The organism is Streptomyces sp. NBC_00328 (assembly GCF_036139655.1).
Lineage (GTDB): Bacteria > Actinomycetota > Actinomycetes > Streptomycetales > Streptomycetaceae > Streptomyces.
In genome coordinates this window covers 1,907,110-1,929,600 of sequence record NZ_CP108013.1, presented here as the reverse complement: position 1 = coordinate 1,929,600, position 22,491 = coordinate 1,907,110, and the positions used below count along the sequence as shown (strand labels likewise).

Here is a 22,491-nt window from a genome sequence, read left to right as displayed (position 1 = left end):
CGCGTCAGATGTCCCCGGCACGCTGCCGGACCCGGGATCGCCGCCGCACCCGCCCCCGGCGCGGCGCCGGTCCTGCCCGTGGGTACGTCCATCGCCGTGGGCCCGGACGTACACGCGGTCGGTCCGGGCCGGGGCGAGGGCTGTCGGGCGAGGCCGGGGAGGGCTACCGGTTCGCGATCTGTGATCGAGGCGGCGGCCGCTCTGTTTCACGGCATCCCGGACCCGCGATCGAACAGCCCACTTCACTGCCGGCCTGCATGGGTTCGGCATTCGCCCGCATGCCTACTTCTGGGGTGAGTGGACGGAACGGGTTCTCGAAGTCCCGTATCGCGGAGGGACGTATGATGCGACCTTCTGGTGTCGCACAGGCAGCGACATACCGTTCCAGCCGAACGGCTGATGGCAGGAACCGGCCGGAACAATCCAACTCCACGTACCCCGCCCCATGGTCAGCTCAACGGCCAACTCGCCATGCAGGACATGGTCCGAGGAAGTTCTCCATGTTTCCAGGGGGCTGACGAGCGAGGGTATGCCCTCGCGGCGTAAGCATCGAGTGTCCGGCATCGCGGGAAGTCCACTCGCTGTCAGGCATCGTTCCCGGGCAGGGCCGAGAGGAACGCGTCGATGTCCTGGCGGACGTAGCGTGAGATGTCGGTCAGGACGGCGACGGTTTCCTTGAGTTCGTGAGCCAGCTCCGGGGCGGTGGCCCAGACCTCCGGCTTCCTGGTGATGGCCGCGTACAGCAGGTCATCGTCGAACCAGCCGCCCTCGGCTTGCTTCGACGCGGTGTCCCGCAGGATTTCCACGGCCAGGAGCAGGAGCCAGGGCAGCCCCGCATCCTGTCCGATCAGCCGGGCCAGCTCGTGCGGCTCCAGGGTTGCGACCGGTCGACGCCGCAGCTCGTACACGTTCCGGACCATGGGGGTCGTGTCCGAGGGAGGAGCCGGCCAGCGCAGGCCCTCCAGCTCTTCGAGGGAGCAACCGCGGTCGAAGTCTTCGGGCATTGTCGGGTCCTTCCGTGCTCCGCAGTCGTCGGTGCGAAGGCTTGACTTCTGGAGTGCGTCTCTGCGTCCGCATTGTTCAGGGTACGGATCGGCGTCATCCGCAGCTGCCCTCACCCATGGCCGATGGACTTCAGGAAGCGGTTCAGCCGTTCGAGCTCGACGATGGCGTCTTCCGCTTCCGGCTCAGCACTTCCATGCCGCGCGGAGTGATCGTCTCCGGTGGCTTCTGCAATTCCTTTGTCAGAATCCTGCGGATGCCCTCCAGGCCATTTCTGGCCTGCTTCAGGTCGCTGATGTGGCCGAAGGGGGTACCGTCGGGCTTTCGGGCCACGACTTCTCCTCTGGCCTCGCGGCGAGCGGCGCTGTAATGGTTGTGATTCGGCTGGGGGTTGATGGACCCGATCGGGTCTTTCTTGATGTTCTCAAGCTTGGTGATGGCATTCAGTGAGTCGTCGCGCGGCCCCAGTTCGCGGCATTCCTCGGGCGCGAACCCCAGGGGGTCGGTCCACCGGTGAGGGTTGTCTACGTACGTGTTGGGATTCGGTGCCGGGACCAGCCCGAGAGGGTCGGGGCTGAGATAGCGGGCGGTCTCGGCGTCGTAGTAGCGGAAGTAGTTGTAGTTCAGGGCGGTTTCGGCGTCGTGATACTGCCCGGGAACCTCAGGGGTGTGCAGGCGGTGCTGTTCTCCGCCCATGCGGTACCGCCCCAGACTGTGGAGCCGTCCGCGAGGGCGGCTATCGGATCGCGCTCCCGTGATGCGCCGCACGCTGCGCGGGCGGCTGACCCTTCTGTACGGCAGCGTGTTCTTCGTCTCCGGCACGATCCTGCTTGCCTTCGTCTTCGGACTGTTCTGGACCGGACGCTCGACGCGCGAGACGGCACCTGTACTGGACGGCAGGCAGGTGCCCGGCGGCGCGGCCATCGCTGACCGCCAGCCCGGCAACGACCTCCACACGCTGCTGGTCTCCTCCGGGATCGCTCTTGCGGTGACGGGTGTGGCCTCGGTCGTCCTCGGCCGGATCATCGCCGGTCGGGCCTTGAGGCCACTGCGTACGATGACGACGACCGCCCAGGCGATCTCGGTCAGCAACCTGCACTCGCGGATCGGGCTGGACAGTCCCTACGAGGAGTTCAAGGAACTCGGCGCGACCCTCGACGATCTGTTCGAACGGCTCGACGCGGTGTTCCAGTCGCAGCGCCATTTCGTCGCCAACGCCTCCCACGGGCTGCGGACACCCTTGACCGTGGAGCGGGCGCTGCTGCAGGTGGCGCCCGCCGATCCGGACGCGAGCGCGGAGGCGCTGAGGTCGACCTGCGAGGAACTCCTGATGCTCGGCGCGGCCCAGGAACGCCTGGTCGAGTCACTGCTGACGCTGGCCAGCAGCGAGCAGGGCATCGAGGAGTGGGAGCCGCTGGATCTCGGCGTGATCGCCGCACCGCCACCACCTGACGGGGGCCGCACCCCCTCGGCTCGTGGACAGTTCCGAGCGGATGTGCTGGCCCGCCCGGGGCTACGGCGAGGTGGGCGGGTGCGGGGAGCGGAGTACGAGGAGGGTGATCTCGCTGGGGGCGAAGACGCGGAACGGCGGGCCCCAGAAGCCGGTGCCGCGGCTGGTGTAGAGGAGGGTGCGGGTGCCGTGGTGGCTGAGGCCGGCGACGGCGGGCTGGTCGATGCGGACCAGGTGGTGGAAGGGCCAGATCTGGCCGCCGTGGGTGTGGCCGGAGAGCTGGAGGTCGATGCCTTCGGCTGCCGCCCGGTCGACGAACTTGGGCTGGTGTGCCAGGAGCAGGACGGGCAGGTCGGGGTCGGCGCCGTTCAGGGCTCCGGTGAGGTGGGCGCGGTGGCCTGCCAGGCCGGAGGATTCGGCGGTGACGTCGTCCACGCCGGCGACCACGAGGGTGTCGCCTCCGCGTTCGAGCAGCAGATGGCGGTTGCGCAGCGGCTCCCAGCCCAGCTCGTCCATCAGGTCGACCCAGCCCTGGGCCTCGCTGTAGTACTCGTGGTTGCCGGTGACGTAGACGCGGGCCCGGGTGGCCCGCACGGTTGCGAGCGGGGCGGCCTGGGCGCGGCGGCGTTCGGCCGTGCCGTCCGCGATGTCGCCGGTGTGGCAGACCAGGTCGGCTTCCAGCGTGTTCACCGTCTCGCACACCCGTGCCGACCAGCGGGCGCGATCGAGCGGTCCGTAGTGGGTGTCGGTGATCAGGGCGACACGGAGGCCGTCCAACCCGGCGGGCGCCGCGGGGGCCAGACCGGGCCAGTCGGGTCCGAAGGGCTCGGTCCCCTCGCCCAGTTCGTCCTCCGCGTTCTCCTCCCAGAACTCCGCGAGCACCTCGTCGGCGTCGTGGTCACCGGGGTAGGACGTCTCCTGCGGTTGCAACTCCCGGTCCGCCGGGCCGCCTTGACTGCCACCGACGTCCACGAGGACCGGCAGCAGCCCGGCCCGGGCGGCCTGTCCGCCCAGAGCGCTCCAGTTTCCGGGCGCGGCGGACTTGCCGGAGTGTCACAGCCGGGGCTTGTCCGACGGGTCGTCCGCCGAGGCCTCGATCAGTCTCCCGGGCGGGAGCCGCAGGCCCAGGGAACGGCCGCTCGGGTCGGTCGCCGGTGTGGGCAGCGGATTGGGAAGAGTCGCCGTATCGGTGACTGTAGGGGCAGGCACTGACAGCGGACGCTGGTCCACCTCGCTTTCGAAGCATTCCCTCCCGCCGCCCGTCGCGGGCAGGAAGCAGGCCTGGACTACGGTTCCCGGGCGGGTCGCCGTCATGGGGGTGTGGACGTAGGTGTCCGCCTCGGCACGGTTGTTCACCCGGGCGACGCGGCCCCGCAGTTCGACCCCGTCGCCGATCCGCGTACCCCACATCCGTGCCCAACTGGTCCCGCACACCCTGCTGTACCGCAGTTGCACCGAGGCTCCCGTGGAGGTGAGGTGCTCGGTCAGGGTCTCGGGCGCGGCGCTGCACTTCGTGACCGCCGGATCTCTGCCCTCGCAGTCGGTGTCCCGGCAGCTCGGGCCGGTGGCGGACGGGGACGCCGACGCCGACGGCCGTGCCGGATCGCTCCGGTGGGGGACGAGGAGAAGGCTGAGCAGGACCGCCCCGAACACCAGGGCGGAAACCGCCGCGAGGACCGCCGCGGCCGTCGCCCCCCGTTGGCCGGAGGACGGGGATGCTTCAGGCGTAGGCGTGGGCGCAGGGGTGGGACCAGGAGTCGGGGGCGGGGCGGTGAGCTGTGGTTGTGCCGGCTCCTTCGGCCCGCTGTTCTCCGACCTCGCGATCTCCCACAGCGCCAGACACCGGCCGTTCGGTTCCCCGGCGAGGCGGCACAGCTCCTGTATCGCCGGGCGCGGTGGCAGCGTCCTGCCCTTGAGGTAACGCTCCCAGGACGACTTGCTGAACGTGGTCTTCGCCGCGAGCCCCGCCAGACTCAGGCCGGTGCGGTCCTTCAATTCCCTGAGTCCGGCGGCCAGTCTGGCACTCTCCGGTGACGGCTCGGGCCTGGTCATCCGCGCAGGGCCTGCCAGGTGCGCGGTCCGACCATGCCGTCCACGTCCAGACCGGCGCGCTTCTGCATGGCCATGACCGCTCGGTGTGTCAGCGGACCGAACATCCCGTCGATGCCGCCCGGTGAGATGCCCGCCCGGCGCAGCAGGCACTGCGCCTCGGCCACGTCGGAACCGGCGCCGCCGTAGGCGAGTTCGGCGTCCCGGGTGCGGCTGATGCCCGCGTACCAGAGACCGTCGATCTGCTGGATCCTGCACGTGTACACGAGCGGTGCGGACGCCGAGGCGGCGGCCGGGACGGGGGAAGTCACCGACGGCCCGTTCTCGTGGGCGTTGAGACGCAGGACGAGCAGGACGGTCGAGGTGACGGCCAGTACCAGGGCGACCGCTCCCGCCACGAGCGCGATGCGCAGCGAACGACCGAGGGAAGGCCTGGGTCCGGCTCTTGTCGCCAAGGTGTCCGACACCACCGGAAACCCGGGTTGCGCCGGCTCCTCCGGCGAAGGCGAAGGCGCTGGAGTCGGCGTGGGTGCACGGCCGCCGTTCCAGGTGTCGGCGGCGACCTCGTGCAGCGCGAGCAGCCGGACCGGATCGACGCCGCCGATCCGGGCGAGCGCCTCCACGGCTTCCCGGGGCGGGAGCGACCTGCCGCCCAGATACCGCTCCCACGACTTCTGGCTGTACCCCGTCTTCGCCGCCAGTTGGAGCATGTTCAGCTCGCTGTGATCCTTCAGCCGGCGTAGCTGCGTCACCAACTGCCTCACACGCGGGTCCAGTTCGGCGGGCAGCGCTTTGCGGCGCGGCATGTTCCCCCCAGATGCGGTCATGACCATGATCAGCGGTCTCCCGCTTCGTCGCATTCTGCATGAGCAGTACGACGTCTGCCACAGCCGTCCCGCCGAACCGTCCCCGTGGATGGCGTTCGCGCAGGTCAGCGGGTGATGTGTCCCAGGTGACCGTCACTTGGGCAGAGGCTGTGGCGGCCGTCGCCGACCGCCCCGCACTATCGAGTCGTCACCTGCTCCTCCGTCGGGCCAGGTGCTCACCCACGATCCGAAAGAGGAACACATGCGATCGCACGTCCTGGCCAGGACCATCGTCAGCCTCACCGCCGTCGCCGGCATCGCGGCCGGGAGCCTGGCCGCCGCGGGCACCAGCTACGCGGCGTCCGCGCCGGCCGCCCAGTCGGCGGTGACCTCTCAGTCCGCTGCCGCCACGACGACCAACCTCGGCCTGTCCACCGCGGAGGCCAAGAAGGTCCAGACCTGGCTGAAGCAGTACTGGGGCTACACCGACGACATCGACGGAAAGCTCGGCACCAACAGCTGGAAGGCGTTCCAGCGCGAACTCAAGCAGTACTGGGGCTACACCGGCGACATCGACGGCATCGTCGGCACCAACACGATCAAGGCGCTTCAGCGCCAACTGGCGAACAACTGGGGCTACACCGGCGACATCGACGGCATCGCCGGATCCGGGACCCAGGACGCGTTCGCGCGGTTCGCCAACGGCTGACTGAGCGGCTGCGGCCCGTCCTCCCTTCCGGGCGGACGGGCCGCAGCCTGTCGTCTCAGAGACGCTCGGGCGTCCGGATGCCCAGGAGTGCCATGCCCTGGTGGAGTGTGCGGGCCGTGAGGTCGACCAGGAGCAGGCGGTTCTCGACGGCCTCCGGCGTGTTGCCGGGGGACAGCACGTGGCACTGGTCGTAGAACGTCGTCAGGTGCGAGGCCGGTCGGTACAGGTACGACGCCGGTTTGTGCGGCTCGTACACCGCGGCGACCTCGTGCACCGTGGGCCCTGACCCCGGAGTTTGGACACCGGAGAGACTTGGATCTTGATGGTCCAGGAGAACGGAGTCCCTGTGGGGATGAAGCACACTACCCCGCCGAGTTCAAAGCGGATGCGGTCGCGTTGTACCGGTCTCGTCCTGGAGCGACGGTCAAGTCGGTCGCCGCTGATCTCGGAGTGAACACCGAGACGCTGCGGAACCGGATCCGGGCCGCCGACGGACGCAGGTCCGGCGCTTACTCCACACCTGCGGTGGCGCCGCGGCCTGGTGATGACACGGTTCAGAGTGAATCGCTGCTGACGTGTCGAAACGAAATCAGATGACATTAAAACCGGGGTGTTCTTTCGGCTCCGGTTCGGATACCGGCCCGGACGGTCCACCTTGGATGCGGTGGGGAAACGGCTCGCGGCCAATGGAAGGCACTTGTGAAGCTGCAGGAAATCGCCCGGCGATATCCTCGCATGTTCGCGCACTGGCGCCTTGCCCCAACAGTGAGCGCCGTACTGGTTTGATGATCAGGACGACAAGAGCTATGTAACGGGAGACTGTTGAGCAAGGTTCTGTGAGGGCCGAGGGGCGAAATCCCCCTCGGTTGCTCGGCGACGTGCTGGTGAACTGCTGCCAGTTCGTTGAGGACCACCAGCACCGGTTCGGCGTCAAGCGGCTCTGCGACATCCTGGGCATCGCCCGCTCGAGCTTCTACCCTGACCCGAGCCGCATGGACGTGTTCAAATCCGGGGTCGAGGCCCGCCGCCGATTTTCCTGTTTCCAAGACAGCGAAATTCGGCCATTTGTGTCGCACGGCATTGTGCGTATGGGGTGGGCTGTCACCGTCGTGCGCGGAATGGAAATTCGATCACGATATTCGACTGCCTCGACTCCGTTGTCGAGCGCGGTAGACGTCGGCTCGCAAATACGCCACTACGGAACGAAACGCCGACTTCGCCATGATTTACCGACCCCGGCCCGAAGGGGGCGTCTGCTGGCGTGTGAAATCTTCCATGACCGGCAAATCCGGCGCCACCGACAATCCGTAGATCCATTGAAGAGGATATTTCGTACCCATGAGAAACACAGTGGTTTCACCTGCCGGTACATTCCATGTCCGGAATCGCCACAGGATCGGGGTTTTCCTCGCTACTGCGGCGGTCCTTTCGACGGCCACTCTGCTCGGTGCCGGTCCGGCGGTGGCCGCGCCGGCGGCGATCAAGCTGACCTCCGCCTCCTGTCCCACCGAGATCCTGCAGGGTCAGTCGAGCGGCTGCGTCACCGAGCTGCAGAACCTGCTCAACGCCCACGGCGCCGGGCTGACGGTGGACGGCAGCTTCGGTGCCGCCACCCTGTACGCGGTCCGCGTGTACCAGTCCTCCGTCGCCATCGCCGTGGACGGGCGGGTGGGCCCCGGCACCAAGGTCAAGCTCTACGCCACCGGCGGCTCGGCGCCCGCGCCGATCAACCTCCTGTCCTCCTCGTGCCCGGCGAACGTCGTCCAGGGCAACAAGAGCGGCTGCGTCACCGAACTGCAGCGGCTGCTCCGCCACTTCGGCTACAGCGTCGACGCGGACGGTGAGTTCGGGGCGGGCACCCTGGCGGCGGTGAAGTCCTTCCAGTCCGGGCACGGCCTGACGGCCGACGGCCAGGTCGGGCCGAGCACCAAGGCCGAGCTCTACAACACCGACGAGTCCGGGTCGACGGCTCTGGACCTGCGCTCGGCGGCCTGCCCGGCGACCATCACGGAGGAGCAGAGCGGCGGTTGCGTCCTGACCCTGCAGGCCCTGCTCAACGGTCAGGGGCAGCACGTGGCCGTCGACGGCCAGTTCGGCGCCGAGACCTTCGTGGCCGTGCAGGCGTTCCAGACCGCGCACGGCCTGGAGCCCGACGGCGACGTCGGCCCGGCCACCAAGGCCGCCCTGTACGCCAACATCAGCGGTGGCGGCGGCAACGGCGCCCCGTCGCCGATCAACCTGACCTCGGCGTCCTGCCCGAACGAGATCGTCAAGGGCCAGAAGAGCGGCTGTGTCACCGAGCTGCAGAGCCTGCTCAACCACCACGGCGCCGACCTCGCCGTGGACGGCGAGTTCGGGGCGATGACCGACTCTGCGGTGCGGGACTTCCAGTCCGAGAAAGGCCTCACGGTCGACGGCAGGGTCGGGCCGGGCACCAAGTCGGCCCTGTACGGGGCGGTCACCCCGCCGGCCACGACCCCGCCCGGCGGCGGCTACAGCAAGATGCTCGACGTGGCCGCGGCCGAGGTCGGCACGCTCCAGGGCAGCGCCCGGGCGAACAGCTACGGCTCCGCCGTGGGCATGTCCAAGTCCACCAACGGCTATGCCTGGTGCGCGACCTTCGTGAGCTGGGTGGCCAAGCAGACGGGGGCCACCACCTTCAACGACACCTACGTCTCGGGCTGGGTCAACAAGGCACGGGCCGGCCAGCGGCACCTCTCGGTGACGACCGACCCGCAGCCCGGCGACATCGTGGCCTATGACTGGAACGGCGGCAACGACTACACCGGCGGGCATGAGCACATCGGCATCGTGCGCACGGTGAGCGGCGGCTCCAGCTTCACCGCCGTCGAGGGCAACACCAGCGATCCCAACGGCAACGGGCCGGACGGTGTCTACATCAAGAACCGCACCACGGCTTCGACCTACGACGTGGTCTTCATCCGCGTCCGCTGACCGGGTACCGGACCGAGGCGCCGTTTCCTCCGGGCACGTGATCCCGTGGCACCGGCAGACAGCCGCCCCGTCGACACGACGCCGGCCCGTGATCCGTCCGGCACGACCGGACGGATCACGGCCTAGGGCCTGTTCCAGGTTCAGATCATCGGTTTCTGGATTTGCCGATGTGCGGCAGCCTGGGCCTGGTGGTTGTCGAGGATGGCGAGTGGTGATCTCTCGGATGCCGAGTGGGAGTTGGTCGAGCCGTTCTTGCCGGTGGGTGAGCGTGGCCCGATCCCTGACCTGCGGCGGCAGTTCAACGGTGCGATGTGGCGGTTCAGGGCCGGGAGCCCCTGGCGTGACGTGCCGGAGGAGTACGGCTCCTGGTCGACCGTCTACGGCGCGTTCCAGCGCTGGGCGGTGGCCGGGACCTTCCGGATGCTGATGGACGGGATGATCGCCGAGGCCGCGGCCCGCGGGCAGGCGGATCTCGACCTGGTCAGCGTGGATTCCATGGTTTCGCGCGCTCATCATCACGCGGCCGGGATGGTGGTCGACCCCGAACTCCTCAAGGACCTGGATAAGGCCGTCGCCGAGGAAAAGGGGCTCCTCGAAAGGGGCAAAGCGCCCCGATAGCCCCGCTTGGAGAGGAGGACGACCAGGCAGCGCGCGAGGAACGCCGCCGAACACGCCGACGTCACAAAGCCCGGCTCCGCGCGGCCGAACTGGGTCGCTCGCGCGGTGGTCTGACCACCAAGACCCACCTCGCGGCCGACCGCCGGTGCCGGCCGCTGTCGTTCGTCGTCACCCCGGGTCAGGCCGTCGACAGCCCCCGCTTCATCCCGGTGCTGGAGGGCGTCAGGGTTCGCGGACCGGTCGGCCGCCCGCGCACCCGGCCCGGCGCGGTCGCCGCCGACAAGGCGTACTCCTCCCGCGCGAACCGCGCCTACCTGCGGCGACGCCGCATCCGCAGTGTCATCCCGGAGAAGGTCGACCAGGCAGCCAACCGCAAGAAGAAAGGCTCGCGCGGTGGCCGCCCGGTCGGGCATGATCCCGACCTGCACAAGGACCGCAACACCGTCGAACATAGAGGACTCGATGCGACGGTGGGAGGGGCCCGATGTCCCACCGCAGGACGTGTGAACCGCGCCTTGGCCCGGAAATGCCCCGGAACAGCTGGTCAGGGGATAGAAGTGGGAGATATCGGGAGGAACCTTGTATCTCACTCCGCGGCCCGGACGTGGGCCAGGAAGGGCACCTGACAGGTGAAGTACCTGTTCAGGCGCCCTTCTTCTGTCTCTAGAAGAACCCCAGCTTCTTCGGTGAGTAGCTCACCAGCAGGTTCTTCGTCTGCTGGTAGTGCTCCAGCATCATCTTGTGGTTCTCGCGGCCGATGCCGGACTGCTTATATCCGCCGAATGCGGCATGTGCCGGATATGCGTGGTAGCAGTTCGTCCAGACGCGGCCGGCCTGGATGGAACGGCCCGCCCGGTAGGCGGTGTTGATGTCCCGCGTCCACACGCCGGCGCCGAGCCCGTACAGCGTGTCGTTCGCGATCTTGATGGCGTCGTCGAAGTCGTCGAACGACGTCACCGAGACGACCGGGCCGAAGATCTCCTCCTGGAAGATCCGCATCCGGTTGTCGCCCTCGAAGATCGTCGGCTGGACGTAGTAACCGCCCTTCAACTCGCCGTCGTGCTCGATGCGTTCACCGCCGGTGAGCACCTTGGCGCCCTCCTGGCGGCCGATGTCCAGGTAGGAGAGGATCTTCTCCAACTGGTCGTTGGACGCCTGGGCGCCGATCATCGTGTCCGTGTCGAGCGGGTTACCGGGCTTGATGAGCTCGGTGCGGGCGACCGCCGCCTCCATGAACTCGCGGTAGTGGCCTCGCTGGACGAGGGCGCGCGAGGGGCACGTGCACACCTCGCCCTGGTTGAGCGCGAACATCGTGAAGCCTTCGAGCGCCTTGTCGCGGAAGTCGTCGTCCTGCGCCCACACGTCGTCGAAGAAGATGTTCGGTGACTTGCCGCCCAGCTCCAGCGTGACCGGCTTGATGTTCTCCGAGGCGTACTGCATGATCAGCCGCCCCGTGGTGGTCTCACCCGTGAACGCGACTTTCGCCACCCGCGGGCTGGACGCCAGGGGCTTGCCCGCCTCCACGCCGAAGCCGTTGACGATGTTCACCACACCCGGCGGGATCAGGTCCGCGATCAGGCTCATCCAGTAGTGGATGGACGCCGGTGTCTGCTCGGCCGGCTTGATGACGACCGCGTTGCCGGCCGCCAGGGCCGGAGCGAGCTTCCACACCGCCATCAGAATGGGGAAGTTCCACGGAATGATCTGCGCGACCACACCGAGCGGCTCGTGGAAGTGATACGCGACGGTGTCGTCGTCGACCTCGCCGAGCGAACCCTCCTGAGCGCGGATCGCCCCGGCGAAGTAGCGGAAGTGGTCGATGGCGAGCGGGATGTCCGCCGCCAGCGTCTCGCGGACCGGCTTGCCGTTCTCCCAGCTCTCCGCGACCGCCAGCTTCTCCAGGTTCGCCTCCATCCGGTCGGCGATCTTGAGCAGGATGTCGGCGCGTGCGGTCACGGAGGTGCGCCCCCACGCGGGCGCCGCCGCGTGGGCCGCGTCCAGTGCGCGTTCCACGTCCTCGGCCGTGCCTCGCGCGACCTCGGTGAACGGCTGCCCGTTCAACGGGCTCGGGTTCTCGAAGTACTGACCGCGAGCCGGCGCCACGTACTCCCCGCCGATGAAGTGGTCGTACCGCGCCTGGTAGGAGACGATCGCGCCCTCGGTGCCGGGTGCCGCGTAACGGGTCATGCTGGTTGCCTCCCGGAGAAGCGCTGCCCGCCGTTGGGCAGCTCTCGCCACGAGGCTAGAAACCCGGACGTTGCAAGGACGTTGCGCGGACCAGGACCAGGACCAGGACCGGGAACAGGACCGGGATCAAGACCGGGATCAGGACCAGGACCGGAACCGGGACCGGGATCTGCGACCGAGCCCGAGCCCGAGCCTGGACCTGGACCCGGACCCGGGACTTGGAACCGGGCCCGGAGTTGAGCCGCGCCCGACTCGGACCCAGGACTTGGGACCAGGCCCGTACCTGGAACAGAGCCCGAACTTGAGCCCGGACCCCGCACCCGGGGCCTGGCTTCGGCCCTGGGCCCGGTCTCGGACTTGGGCCCAGGCATGCCACTCCGCCCCGCCCCGCAAGTGGCCCGTCCCGCTCCGTCAGCGCGGCGGCGGTCGCATCCGGCCGTCGCGCGCGGAGTGTGCCCATCCGGCCGGTGCGGCCTGCTCGGACTCCAGCTCCGCCACCCGCGCGTGTACGGCCGCCGCCGGGCGCAGCGCGGACAGTGCCCGCCAGACGTCGAGATCGTCCTCGCCCCAGGGCGCACGGGCCCAGTCGGCCAGCAGGTCGGGGTCCCGCCGGGCGATGATCGCCGTGCGCAGCCCGTCGGTGAGCCGTCGCCGCAACCGGGTCACCGCCGGTGCCGTCGAGCCCGGCAGCAGCGGTCCGGCGTACACCGCCGCGGCCGCCGTCACCGAGCCGCTGCCGAGCCGCCGTTCCACCACCGCCACATCGGACTCGACCGGCCGGGTGAGCCGGTAGGGACGTGAGCCCAGCAGCCCGGGACCGAGGATTCTGCGCAGCCGCGCCAGCTCGGCCCGCAGAGTCACCGGCGTCACCGACTCGTCCTCATAGAGCGCGCACTGCAACTCGTCGCCCGTCATGCCTTCCGGGTGCCGGGCCAGCAGCACCAGGATCTCGCTGTGCCTGCGGCTGAGCCTGATCTTCCGCCCGTCCGACACCAGTTGAGCCTCGTCGCGTCCCAGCGCGGTCAGTTCGAGGGAGCCGGCCAGGGCCTGCGACGGTGCGAGCAGCGCCAGATGAGCCTCTGCGGCTCGCGCCACCGCCTGCACGAAGCCGAGGCTGTGCGGATGCGCGAGCCCGTCCCCGCCGGTGATGTCCACCGCGCCGAGCACCCGTCCGGTGCGTGGATCGTGCACAGGGGCTGCCGCACAGGTCCAGGGTTGCACCCGCCGGAAGAAATGCTCGGCCGCGAACACCTGCACCGGCCGGTCGACGGCGACCGCCGTGCCCGGCGCGTTCGTTCCGACCGCCGACTCCGACCACCGCGCGCCCGGCACGAAGTTCATCCGTCCGGCCTGCCGTCGTGTTCCGGGATGGCCCTCGACCCACAGGAGCCTGCCCTGCGCGTCGCATACGGCCAGCAGGTGCTCCCCGTCCGCCGCGAACGTCCCCATGAGCTCCCGGAACAGCGGCATCACCCGCGCGAGCGGATGCTCCGCCCGGTAGGAACCGAGTTCCCCGTCCGTGAGTTCCACCCTCGCGGTGCCCTCCGGAACGACGCCCGCCCGCGCCGAACGCCGCCACGACTCGGCGACCACGGCACGAACCGGCCGCGGCACCGTGCCGGCCTCGGTGAACGACTCGTACGCGCGGCGCATCAGCCGAACCCGCTCGGCGGGATCGGCGCCCGGTTCCAGGGCCACCCAAGGATCGGTCAACTCGGCCTCCCGGAAGGCGATGCGAATGGGTCCCATCGTCACTCCCGGTGCGGGCCTGGACAACCCGTGTGACGCTCCCCTTCCGCCCGGTGCCTCGCGGCTAGTCCGTCCGGATCACCGCGAGGCCGCCCCTGGTCAGGCGAAGTTGACGAGCCTGATGTAGCGCGTCCAGTCCCAGTTCGGCCCGGGATCCGTGTGATCGGTGCCCGGTACCTCGTAGTGGCCGAGGATGTGGGCGCGGTCCTTGGGGATCCCGTACTGGTCGCAGATCGTGGCGGTGAGCCTGGCCGACTCCTCGTAGAGCGCGTTGGTGAAGTAGGCGGGCCGGTCCACCCAGCCCTCGTGCTCGATACCGATGCTTCTGGTGTTGTAGTCCCAGTTACCCGCGTGCCAGGCGACATCGCGCTCCCTCACGCACTGGGTGACATGGCCGTCGGCCGAGCGCACGAGATAGTGCGCGGACACCTTCTTCTGCGGATTCTGGAAGATGGACAGGGTCGTGGCATACGTGGCCTGGGTGACGTGGATGACCACATAGTCGAGTTCGTAGCTGTAGGGGCGGTCCGACTCCGTGTAGTTGGAGCTGGTTGCCGGATTCCAGTCAGCGCCCGGATAGTCGACGGCCGCCGGATGCGCGGCCGCCTTGGCATCGGGTAGCAACGCGTAGGGGAGGGCCGCGAGGGCCGCGCCCTTGAGCAGCCGCCGTCGGCTCGGGAACGGCCGTGCTCGTTCCATGGAGAGTTGGCCTTTCGTCGGTGGGGGGCGGGGCCGTGAATCCGCGGCCCGGAGTCGGGCATGTCGGCGCGGACACCGGACGCGGCGGAGTGCCGGTTCAGGTTCCGGACCGCGCGGAGTGCACGATCAGTGCCGGAGTACCGCGGCTGTCTCCCGCAGCCGGGCGTGCAGTCCGCGATGGGTTTCACGCGCGGGCAGCCATTCCTTGCGGAGCTTGGCGACGCACGTGTAATTGGTGTCGCAGACGTTCGCGAGGGGGGACTCGACCGTCTGTGTCGCGAACTGGTACGCGTCCAGCTCGCTGAACCCGTAGTCGCGCACCAGCCACTGCACGAGGTCGAGCTGGGATATCCGGAAGGCATCCTCCAGCGGGCGTGCCGAGCCGGTCGAGATGATGTGGGTGTCGGACTCGATCCGCGGCCAGGGGGTGGAGACGCCCTTGAGAAGCTCGACGATCACCACCGTGTTCATCGCGCATTCGACCGCGACTCCACAGGTCTCGCCCTCACCCTGGCGCGCGTGCCCGTCGCCCAGACTGAGCAGGGCGCCTTCGACGTTCACCCCGAGGTAGCAGGTCACTCCTGCCCGCATCTCCGGCGTGTCCATGTTTCCGCCGTGCGCGTCGGGCACCAGGGCGGAGCGCACCTCCAGGTTCGCGGGCGCCACACCCACGGTGCCGTGCATCGGATCCATCGGCAGTTCGACCTGGAGGTCGCTGTCCCGCGCGCTGAACAGCGCGGTCCGCCGCTGCCGGTCGAGCTGCCAGATCCACACGGTCTCCGGCAGCGGTGGCTGGAGGGACGCGGTGGTGTGCGTGGAGGTCAGGGCACCGAAGAGCGGGACCGTCGTCGACGCCGCCCAGTCACGGGCCGGCTCGATCGAGACGAAGTGGACCGCGACCGTGTCACCGGGCTCCGCTCCCTCGACATGGAAGGGACCCGTCTGCGGATTCAGGAACGGGAACTCGCACACCTCGGAGACCAAGTCCTTCTCGGAGCGAACCCGTCCCGCGAAGCAGTCCTCGGTGTAGAGATCGAGGACCGTGCCCGGTGCGATGCGGGCCACGGGAGGTGCCCCGCCGAACGTCCAGGCGAACTCGTCCGGTGTGGGGCGCACGGTCAGGATCCGGGGGTCGCTCATGACTGCACAACTCCGCTCTGCGAAGGGGCGGGGGTCGAGGTCTCGTCGAGGTGGACACGGGCGGTCTCGGCTATGCGTCCGGGGTGGCGGCGCAGCAGGAAGATCAATATCACGACACCGGCCGACATCCAGACACCCACGACCGGTCCGGCGTACGACACGGGCGGGGTCAGCTCGGTCACGAAGTCGAAGACCGGCAGACCCGCGGCCGTCAGCAGGGCGGGAACGAAGGCGATGATGCCGAGCAGCGGGAACACCAGGTGCCGCACCGGCTTGAGCAACTCGCGTCTGCGGCGCAGGAAGTAGCCCGCGCAGGCGAGATTGACCACGATGTACACGCCGATCACCACGGTGACGATCACGGTCGCGAGGAGCAGGAACGCGGTCACGGGGTCGTACGCGAGGCCGAGACCCAGCATCGCCGCCACCGTCACGGCGGACTGTACGGCCACCCCGGCAGCGGGGGAGCGGTGTCTGGGGTGCACGCGCGCGAAGAGCGCGGGAAAGACCCGGATCCGAGCCAAGGCGAAGGCCGTTCGCGTGGAGACGGTGGCACAGGCGTTGGCGTTGGCGATCGTCGAGTTGACCACCGCGAGGAACACGAGCACCCAGAACAGCCCGAACGAGGTGCGAGCGACTCCTTCCCACGAGGCGGCACCGGAGGCCCCGAATCCCGCGAACCGGTCGGGGCCGAAGTACACCGACATGGCGTACGTCGTCAGGACGTAGACGAGACCGATGGCGAGCGCCGCGCCGAGGACGGCCCGGTGCATCGTGCGGCGCGGGTCCTTGGTCTCCTCCGCGAGCGGGGCCGCCGCCTCGAACCCGGCGAAGGCCAGCACGGTGTACACCGATCCCGCGAACACGCCGCTGATCCCGTCGTAGCCCGTGGCGGTGTGGGACGTGCCGAACACCGACAGCGTGTTGTCACCCCCGGCCTTGACGATCAGCCACACCGCGAAGACGAGGAAGACCAGCACCTCGAAGACGCCGAGGACGGTGCCGAAGCGGGCCGAGGCGCGCACCCCCCAGTAGCCCGCCAACGCGATGACCGCAGCGCCCGCGAGCGACCAGGGCCACCACAGGTCGCCCGGGTACGAGGACCATTCCTGGTGCAGTGTGCCCGCGGTGGTGAACCCGAGCTGGAGAAGGAGCAGAGGCGGCACCAGGGCCTCGACGAACACATAGCCCCAGCCCACGAGGAATCCCGCGGACGGGTGCAGTCCCTGCGCGGTATAGGTGGCCACCGACCCCGCGGCGGGCATCTCCCGCGCCAGTTCGGCCACGCACGACGCGGTGAACAGGCATGCCACCAGGGCGATCAGCACGGACAGCGGCAGACTGCCGCCGGCGAACGCCGCTCCCGACGGGATGGACGCGGCGACGGCCGCAGCCGGCGCCATCGCCGTGATGCTCTGGAACAGGACCTCGCGCAGGCCGATCGCCTCACGCCGCAGACCCGGAACCGCCTCCTCCGACATCTGAACCCCCCGATCCGACCGGAACACAGCCTCCGGCAGGACGGCTGCGCCTCGCGTGAATTACGGTACGGCGCTTGCCGGTTGGGCAGGAAGAGGCGGGCGCGAGTCCGTGGACGGCCCGCGGATTGTGGACAACACGATCACCCACAAGGGGGAACGCCCCCGGCCGATGTCTCGTGTCCATCCGGCCGTTCCGGGCAACGCCTCTCCGGCGTCCCCTACACGGCCGGTCGGCGTGCCGCTTGCGACCGGCCCGCCACCGCCGCCGGGTCGTCGAGCACCGCGCGCACCACCGAATGCGCTGCACCGAGCAGCGGCCCCTCGGATCCCAGACGGGATACGGAAACAGGGCAGGCGGGACCCGCCGTACGCCGCGCCAACTCGTCCTCCAGCGAAGGAAGCAGCCAGGGCGCGAGCCCGGCGAGGGCCCCGCCCAGCACGACCGTCTCCGGGTCCAGCAGGTTGACCGCCCCGGTCAGAGCGATGCCGAGCGCGGTGCCGGCGTCGCGCAGGGCACGGCGCACGTCCGGATCGCCGTCGGCGGCACGCCGGGACAGCAGCCCGACCCGGTCCTCGCCGGGTTCGATACCGGCGGCACGCAGAACGGCCTCCTCGCCCGCGTACTGTTCGAGGCAGCCGCGGCCGCCGCACGGGCACTCCGGTCCCTCCGGACGGACCGGAACGTGCCCCAACTCGCCCGCGAAACCACGGGTCCCGCGCAGGAGCTGTCCGTCCACGAGTACCGCGGCACCGATGCCGATCTCCGCGGACACGTGCAGGAAGTCACGCGGGGTCGTGTCGCCGAGCCAGAGCTCCGCGAGGCCGCCGAAGTTCGCTTCGTTGTCCACGGTCAAGGGCCACTCGGCGGGCAGCAGCTCACCGAGGTCCGTGTCGCGCCAGTCGAGGTTCGGGGCTTGGACCACCGTCCGGGCGTCACGGGCGACGAGCCCGGGGACGGCGACTGCGAGGCCGGCGGGCCACAGCCCTTCCCGGTCGGCCTCGGCGACGACCTGCCGTACCAGCGCCGTCAGTTCCTGGATCACCGGCCCGGCCGCCCGGCCGCGGTTCGTGCCGTGCCGTACGGCACGGGCCCGCACGGCGCCCCGGAGATCGACCGCGCACACCGCGAGATGGTCGACGCCCACCTCGGCGCCGATCCCGGCGGGACCGTGCCCGCTGACGGCGAGCGCCGAGCCCGGACGTCCCACTCTGCCCGGCCGCTCGGGCCCCAGTTCTTCGAGGAGCCCCGTGCGGATCAGTTCGTCCACCAGGGTGGATATGGCCGCCCGGGTCAGACCGATGTGGGAGGCGACGGCGGCGCGCGACAGCGGTCCCTCGTCGCTGACGGTGTGCATGACGCGCGAGAGGTTGCGGCGGCGCATGCCCTGCTGGGTGTCGGGCAGTCGTCGGCCGGAACCGGTCGGATGGGCCTCGTGCAGCGGTGCGGTCATGCTTCCGTCGATCCTCGTCCGGCCGTCCCGTCGGCCTGTCTCGGTGCGGGTTCCCACCGGGCGGTCCCGCGTCGGCGGGGCCACCGGGCCGCCCCGGGCCGGTACCGCTCACGCGCGAGGGGACGCCACTCGCGAGAGCCGGTCACGCCGGGGCGGCACGCCTGGTCCTGGTCAGTTCGTGTTCGGCTCCCGTTCGAGCAGCGGGGCCGCGTCGGAGAGTACCCCGGTGATCCGCGCCAGCGTCTCCTCGTCCCGTTCGATGGCATCGAGCACCGGCCCGCGGGCGGTGTCCCAGCGCCGGGCCACCGCCGCCGGGTCCTCGCCCGTCAGCAGACCGGCCGCCTGCGCGGCGGCGCCGAGTGCGACCAGTTCTCTGGCCTCGGGCACCTGCACGGGCCGACCCGAGAGCCGGCGTACGGTCTGCTGCCAGGCCTTGCCCCGCGCCCCGCCTCCGATCAGGAGCAACGGCGCCGAACGGTCGGCGTCCGCGTCCAGTACCAGGTCGAGGGCGCCCAGCAGGGAGTGCACGGCGCCGTCGTACGCGGCTTGGAGCAGCTGCCCACCCGTCGTGTCGTGCCTGAGTCCGTGCAGCAGCCCCGAGGCGTGCGGCAGGTTCGGTGTGCGCTCGCCGTCCAGGAACGGGAGAAACGTCACCGATGAACCGGGCTCGACGGCCTCGCGGTCGAGGCCGAGCAGCGCGGCGAACCGGTCGACGGCCAGCGTGCAGTTCAGCGTGCAGGCCAGCGGGAGCCAGTCACCGCGCGCGTCCGCGAATCCGGCCACCGTGCCGGTCGGGTCTGCCGGGCGGTGTGTCGAGACGGCGTACACGGTCCCCGAAGTGCCGAGGCTGACCACCGGGGTGCCGGGGCGCAGCCCGAGGCCGAGTGCGGCGGCCGCGTTGTCCCCGGTTCCGGCCGCGACCAGGGTGCCCTTGGAGAACGGCAGTTCTCCAAGGGTATGCACTGTCCCGGCCACCTCGCCCGGCCGGACGACGCGGGGGAGCAGGGCGGGGTCGAGCCCGATGTGGGCGAGGACCTCCTCGTCGTACGCCTCGCTCCCGGAAGCCCACCACCCGGTGCCCGAGGCGTCGCCGCGGTCGGTGGTGGCCTGTCCGGTGAGCCGTTCGGTGAGGTAGTCGTGGGGCAGCCGCACCGCTGCCGTCGCCCGGACGGCGTCGGGCTCGTGCTCGGCCAGCCAGGCCCACTTCGTGGCCGTGAAGGACGCGGCCGGCACGCTGCCGGTCCGCTCGGCCCAGGATTTCGGGCCGCCGAGCTCTTCGACCAGCCGACGGGCCTGGGGCGCCGAGCGCACGTCGTTCCACAGCAGGGCGGGGCGTACGGGCTCGCCCCGGGCGTCGAGCGTCACGAGCCCGTGCTGCTGCCCGCCGATCGACACGGCCGCCGCTTCACGGGCGGCGTCGCCGCACTGGCGCAGCGCTTCGCAGAGCGCGTCCCACCACCGGCGGGGGTCGCTCTCGCGGCCCGCCCCGGTGGTGACGGTGTGCGGCGCCTGGCCGCTCGCCACCACCTGTCCGGTCGACGCGTCGACGACCAGGACCTTCGTGGACTGGGTGGACGAGTCCACCCCGATGACGAGCGGACCCTCGGCTGCTGACATCGGACTCTCCCTCTTCCGCGGCTCCGCGGGATCTGTGCTGGTCATGGGATCTGTGCTGGTCACGGGGGTGTCCGGACCCGCCGCGGCCCGGATCCCGCGGTTCGTCCCCGGACCGATGTGACCAGGTTTCCTACTTCGTCTCTTCCCAGAGATGCGTCCGCATACTAATTTGTAAACTGCCATGACGAAATAGTCGGAGCTAGCAAGGAGCCGCGGCATGAACTACCAGCCCACCCCCGATGACAGGTTCACCTTCGGCCTGTGGACCGTCGGCTGGCAGGGAAGGGACCCGTTCGGCGACGCCACGCGGCGCGCCCTGGACCCGGTCGAGTCCGTACAGCGACTGGCCGAGCTCGGCGCCTACGGAGTGACCTTCCACGACGACGACCTGATCCCCTTCGGATCCTCGGACAGCGAGCGCGAGTCGCACATCAAGCGGTTCAGGCAGACCCTGGACGCCACCGGCCTCAAGGTGCCGATGGCCACCACCAACCTGTTCACGCACCCCGTCTTCAAGGACGGCGCGTTCACCTCGAACGACCGTGACGTGCGTCGCTACGCGCTGCGCAAGACCGTCCGCAACATCGATTTGGCGGTCGAGCTCGGCGCCGAGACGTACGTCGCCTGGGGCGGCCGCGAGGGAGCCGAGTCCGGCGCGGCCAAGGACGTGCGGGTCGCCCTCGACCGCATGAAGGAGGCCTTCGACCTCCTCGGTGAGTACGTGACCTCGCAGGGTTACGACCTGAAGTTCGCGATCGAGCCCAAGCCGAACGAGCCCCGCGGCGACATCCTGCTCCCCACCGTCGGCCACGCCCTCGCCTTCATCGAGCGCCTGGAGCGTCCGGAGCTGTACGGCGTCAACCCCGAGGTCGGCCACGAGCAGATGGCCGGACTGAACTTCGCGCACGGCATCGCGCAGGCGCTGTGGGCGGGCAAGCTGTTCCACATCGACCTCAATGGCCAGTCGGGCATCAAGTACGACCAGGACCTGCGGTTCGGCGCGGGCGATCTGCGGTCCGCCTTCTGGCTGGTCGACCTCCTGGAGACCGCCGGCTACGCGGGCCCGAAGCACTTCGACTTCAAGCCGCCGCGGACCGAGGACTTCGACGGCGTGTGGGCGTCGGCGGAGGGCTGCATGCGCAACTACCTGATCCTGCGCGAGCGTGCGGCCGCGTTCCGTGCCGACCCCGAGGTCCAGGCGGCACTGCGCGCCTCGCGTCTGCACGAGCTGGCGCAGCCGACCGCCGAGGACGGCCTCGCGGGGCTGCTCGCCGACCGTGTCGCCTTCGAGGACTTCGACGTCGAGGCTGCGGCCGCGCGCGGCATGGCCTTCGAGCAGCTGGACCAGCTGGCGATGGACCACCTCCTGGGCACGCGCCGCTGACCGGACCGCTCCCGTTGGGCCGGACCCGCCCTCCGGCGGGTCCGGCCCGCACGCCTCGGTGTCCGATCCTCGTGTGGAGATTCCCGGAATCATGCGATCCAGGGCATGAGTCCGTATCAACTTCCGCACAGGGGTCGCGCGATGACCGGATTCGAGTCGACTCTTGGTGGTATGGCCATACCGCCCGAACCGCCTCAGTCTCCACGGTCGCAGCGAGACACAGACCCTTTTGGGAGTGATGTCCAAGGCTCACGTTCAGGGAGCTACGGGCCTCCATCATCAGGGGGTTACGGTCCTCAGGAATCCGGGGGGCACGGTCCTCCGTCGTCGGGTGGCTATGGCTCTCCGTCCTCTGGGGGGTACGGACCTCCACCGAGTGGCTTCGGCCCTCCTCCGGGGGGTTACGGCCCTCCGTCCGGGGACCACGGTTCGCCGGATCAAGGCGGCGGCCTGCCTCCTGGGCAGAGCGGTGGCGGATGGCCGCCACCTCCGCCACCTGGACCGCCGCCCGGACCACCGTTCGGGCCCGGTGGTCACCGCGGAGGGCGGCGGCGCAACAGCCTGCTCCTCGTCATCGCGGTGATCGTCGGCGTCGGCATCATCGTGGCCGTGGCCGTTGCGGCCGCAGGTGGCGGCGGCAAGGGCAAGAAGTCCCCCACCGAGAGCACCGAGCGGTCTCCCGGTCCCTCGCTGAGTCTCCCGTCCGGATTTCCGTCGCTTCCCTCGAGCCTGCCCAGCGTCGTGCCGTCGCTTCCCTCGGACCTGCCGACCGGGTTGCTGCCCAGCGACCTGCGGTCCCTCTTCCCGTCCCTCGCGGACGACGAGGTGCCCTATTACCTGCTCCGGAAGGGCGATTGTTTCGACACGGACGACGCCCTGCCCGGACAGGCCGCCAGACGCGAGTGCACCCGGCCGCACGACGCCGAGGTCGTGAAGGTCACCGAGCTCGACGGTACCTACACGACGGAGGCGGCCCTCAAGAAGGCAGCGTCCGCGCTGTGCAAGGCCCCCTTGGAGCAAAAGGCGTCGTATCAAGCGGCCGGTACGGTGCGCGAGACACTCGTGCAGTACCCGGACACCGGGAGCTACGAGACCGGCATCGACAAAGTCGCGTGCAGCCTGGCCGCGGGCGTCGGCGAGGGGACCCACAGGCTCACCGGGCCGCTGAAGTGAGAGGCACGCGTGCGTGTCTGT

16 protein-coding genes and 5 pseudogenes are annotated in these 22,491 nt (G+C 69.8%); 7 read left to right on the top strand and 14 right to left on the bottom strand.

The window, feature by feature from the left end; all coding sequences use genetic code 11:
* Positions 1 to 584 precede the first annotated feature (584 nt).
* The 3 genes and pseudogenes from OG485_RS08310 to OG485_RS43980 form a co-directional block, all read right to left on the bottom strand.
* Positions 585 to 1,004, bottom strand: a complete 420-nt coding sequence (locus OG485_RS08310) for a contact-dependent growth inhibition system immunity protein (RefSeq protein WP_328665412.1) — start codon at positions 1,002 to 1,004, stop codon at positions 585 to 587.
* A gap of 142 nt (positions 1,005 to 1,146) precedes the next feature.
* Positions 1,147 to 1,500 carry a polymorphic toxin type 28 domain-containing protein gene (locus tag OG485_RS43985; protein ID WP_443048905.1) on the bottom strand — a complete coding sequence of 118 codons (354 nt, stop codon included), beginning with the start codon at positions 1,498 to 1,500 and terminating at the stop codon, positions 1,147 to 1,149.
* Positions 1,480 to 1,721, bottom strand: a pseudogene (locus OG485_RS43980) (RHS repeat-associated core domain-containing protein); the annotation flags it as partial. The pseudogene OG485_RS43980 and the gene OG485_RS43985, both read right to left, overlap by 21 nt.
* Between OG485_RS43980 and OG485_RS43975 the strand changes: the two are divergent.
* A pseudogene (locus tag OG485_RS43975) lies at positions 1,697 to 2,338 on the top strand (HAMP domain-containing protein); the annotation flags it as partial. The pseudogenes OG485_RS43980 and OG485_RS43975 sit on opposite strands and share 25 nt — an antisense overlap.
* A gap of 177 nt (positions 2,339 to 2,515) precedes the next feature.
* Here the strand turns inward: OG485_RS43975 and OG485_RS08295 are convergent.
* The 3 genes and pseudogenes from OG485_RS08295 to OG485_RS08285 all read right to left on the bottom strand — a co-directional run.
* Positions 2,516 to 3,247, bottom strand: a pseudogene (locus OG485_RS08295) (metallophosphoesterase); the annotation flags it as partial.
* A 258-nt stretch (positions 3,248 to 3,505) separates the two neighbouring features.
* Positions 3,506 to 4,504: a helix-turn-helix domain-containing protein gene (locus tag OG485_RS08290; protein WP_328665408.1), complete on the bottom strand. Its 999-nt coding sequence runs from the start codon at positions 4,502 to 4,504 to the stop codon at positions 3,506 to 3,508.
* Complete coding sequence (locus tag OG485_RS08285) at positions 4,501 to 5,328, bottom strand: peptidoglycan-binding protein (protein WP_328665406.1); 828 nt, start codon at positions 5,326 to 5,328, stop codon at positions 4,501 to 4,503. Before OG485_RS08285 ends, OG485_RS08290 begins: the two co-directional genes overlap by 4 nt.
* A 241-nt stretch (positions 5,329 to 5,569) precedes the next feature.
* On the opposite strand from OG485_RS08285, the gene OG485_RS08280 reads away from it, so the two are divergent.
* Entirely contained in the window at positions 5,570 to 6,016 is a 447-nt protein-coding gene (locus OG485_RS08280) for a peptidoglycan-binding domain-containing protein (RefSeq protein ID WP_328665404.1), read from the top strand.
* A gap of 55 nt (positions 6,017 to 6,071) precedes the next feature.
* Here the strand turns inward: OG485_RS08280 and OG485_RS08275 are convergent.
* Positions 6,072 to 6,302, bottom strand: a pseudogene (locus OG485_RS08275) (DALR anticodon-binding domain-containing protein); the annotation flags it as partial.
* Positions 6,303 to 6,328: 26 nt separating this feature from the next.
* Here OG485_RS08275 and OG485_RS43970 point away from each other — a divergent pair.
* From OG485_RS43970 to OG485_RS08265, 3 genes and pseudogenes are all read left to right on the top strand, one after another.
* A complete protein-coding gene (locus tag OG485_RS43970; protein WP_443048672.1) occupies positions 6,329 to 6,613 on the top strand; it encodes a transposase in 285 nt (94 codons plus the stop codon).
* A gap of 864 nt (positions 6,614 to 7,477) precedes the next feature.
* Complete coding sequence (locus OG485_RS08270; RefSeq protein WP_328665402.1) at positions 7,478 to 8,971, top strand: peptidoglycan-binding protein; 1,494 nt, start codon at positions 7,478 to 7,480, stop codon at positions 8,969 to 8,971.
* A gap of 201 nt (positions 8,972 to 9,172) precedes the next feature.
* Positions 9,173 to 10,038 (top strand): annotated as a pseudogene (locus OG485_RS08265) (transposase); the annotation flags it as partial.
* A gap of 214 nt (positions 10,039 to 10,252) precedes the next feature.
* Here the strand turns inward: OG485_RS08265 and adh are convergent.
* From adh to xylB, 7 genes are all read right to left on the bottom strand, one after another.
* Complete coding sequence (adh, locus tag OG485_RS08260; protein ID WP_326789238.1) at positions 10,253 to 11,776, bottom strand: aldehyde dehydrogenase; 1,524 nt, start codon at positions 11,774 to 11,776, stop codon at positions 10,253 to 10,255.
* Positions 11,777 to 12,187: 411 nt separating this feature from the next.
* On the bottom strand, positions 12,188 to 13,525 hold the full coding sequence (locus OG485_RS08255; protein WP_328665398.1) for a GAF domain-containing protein: 1,338 nt from the start codon (positions 13,523 to 13,525) through the stop codon (positions 12,188 to 12,190).
* 99 nt (positions 13,526 to 13,624) lie between these two features.
* Positions 13,625 to 14,224: an N-acetylmuramoyl-L-alanine amidase gene (locus OG485_RS08250; RefSeq protein ID WP_328665396.1), complete on the bottom strand. Its 600-nt coding sequence runs from the start codon at positions 14,222 to 14,224 to the stop codon at positions 13,625 to 13,627.
* A gap of 126 nt (positions 14,225 to 14,350) precedes the next feature.
* Entirely contained in the window at positions 14,351 to 15,364 is a 1,014-nt protein-coding gene (locus tag OG485_RS08245) for an acetamidase/formamidase family protein (protein ID WP_328665395.1), read from the bottom strand.
* Positions 15,361 to 16,845, bottom strand: a complete 1,485-nt coding sequence (locus OG485_RS08240; protein WP_328665392.1) for an APC family permease — start codon at positions 16,843 to 16,845, stop codon at positions 15,361 to 15,363. Before OG485_RS08240 ends, OG485_RS08245 begins: the two co-directional genes overlap by 4 nt.
* A 218-nt stretch (positions 16,846 to 17,063) precedes the next feature.
* A complete protein-coding gene (locus OG485_RS08235; protein ID WP_328665391.1) occupies positions 17,064 to 18,296 on the bottom strand; it encodes an ROK family transcriptional regulator in 1,233 nt (410 codons plus the stop codon).
* Between the two features lie 171 nt (positions 18,297 to 18,467).
* The gene (xylB, locus tag OG485_RS08230; RefSeq protein ID WP_328665389.1) at positions 18,468 to 19,913 is read right to left on the bottom strand and encodes a xylulokinase; all 1,446 of its coding nucleotides are present in this window, start codon (positions 19,911 to 19,913) and stop codon (positions 18,468 to 18,470) included.
* A 217-nt stretch (positions 19,914 to 20,130) separates the two neighbouring features.
* Here xylB and xylA point away from each other — a divergent pair, with 217 nt between their 5' ends.
* Together xylA and OG485_RS08220 are read left to right on the top strand one after the other, a co-directional pair.
* The gene (xylA, locus tag OG485_RS08225) at positions 20,131 to 21,297 is read left to right on the top strand and encodes a xylose isomerase (RefSeq protein ID WP_328665387.1); all 1,167 of its coding nucleotides are present in this window, start codon (positions 20,131 to 20,133) and stop codon (positions 21,295 to 21,297) included.
* 579 nt (positions 21,298 to 21,876) lie between these two features.
* Positions 21,877 to 22,470, top strand: a complete 594-nt coding sequence (locus OG485_RS08220; protein WP_328665385.1) for a hypothetical protein — start codon at positions 21,877 to 21,879, stop codon at positions 22,468 to 22,470.
* Positions 22,471 to 22,491: the final 21 nt, after the last annotated feature.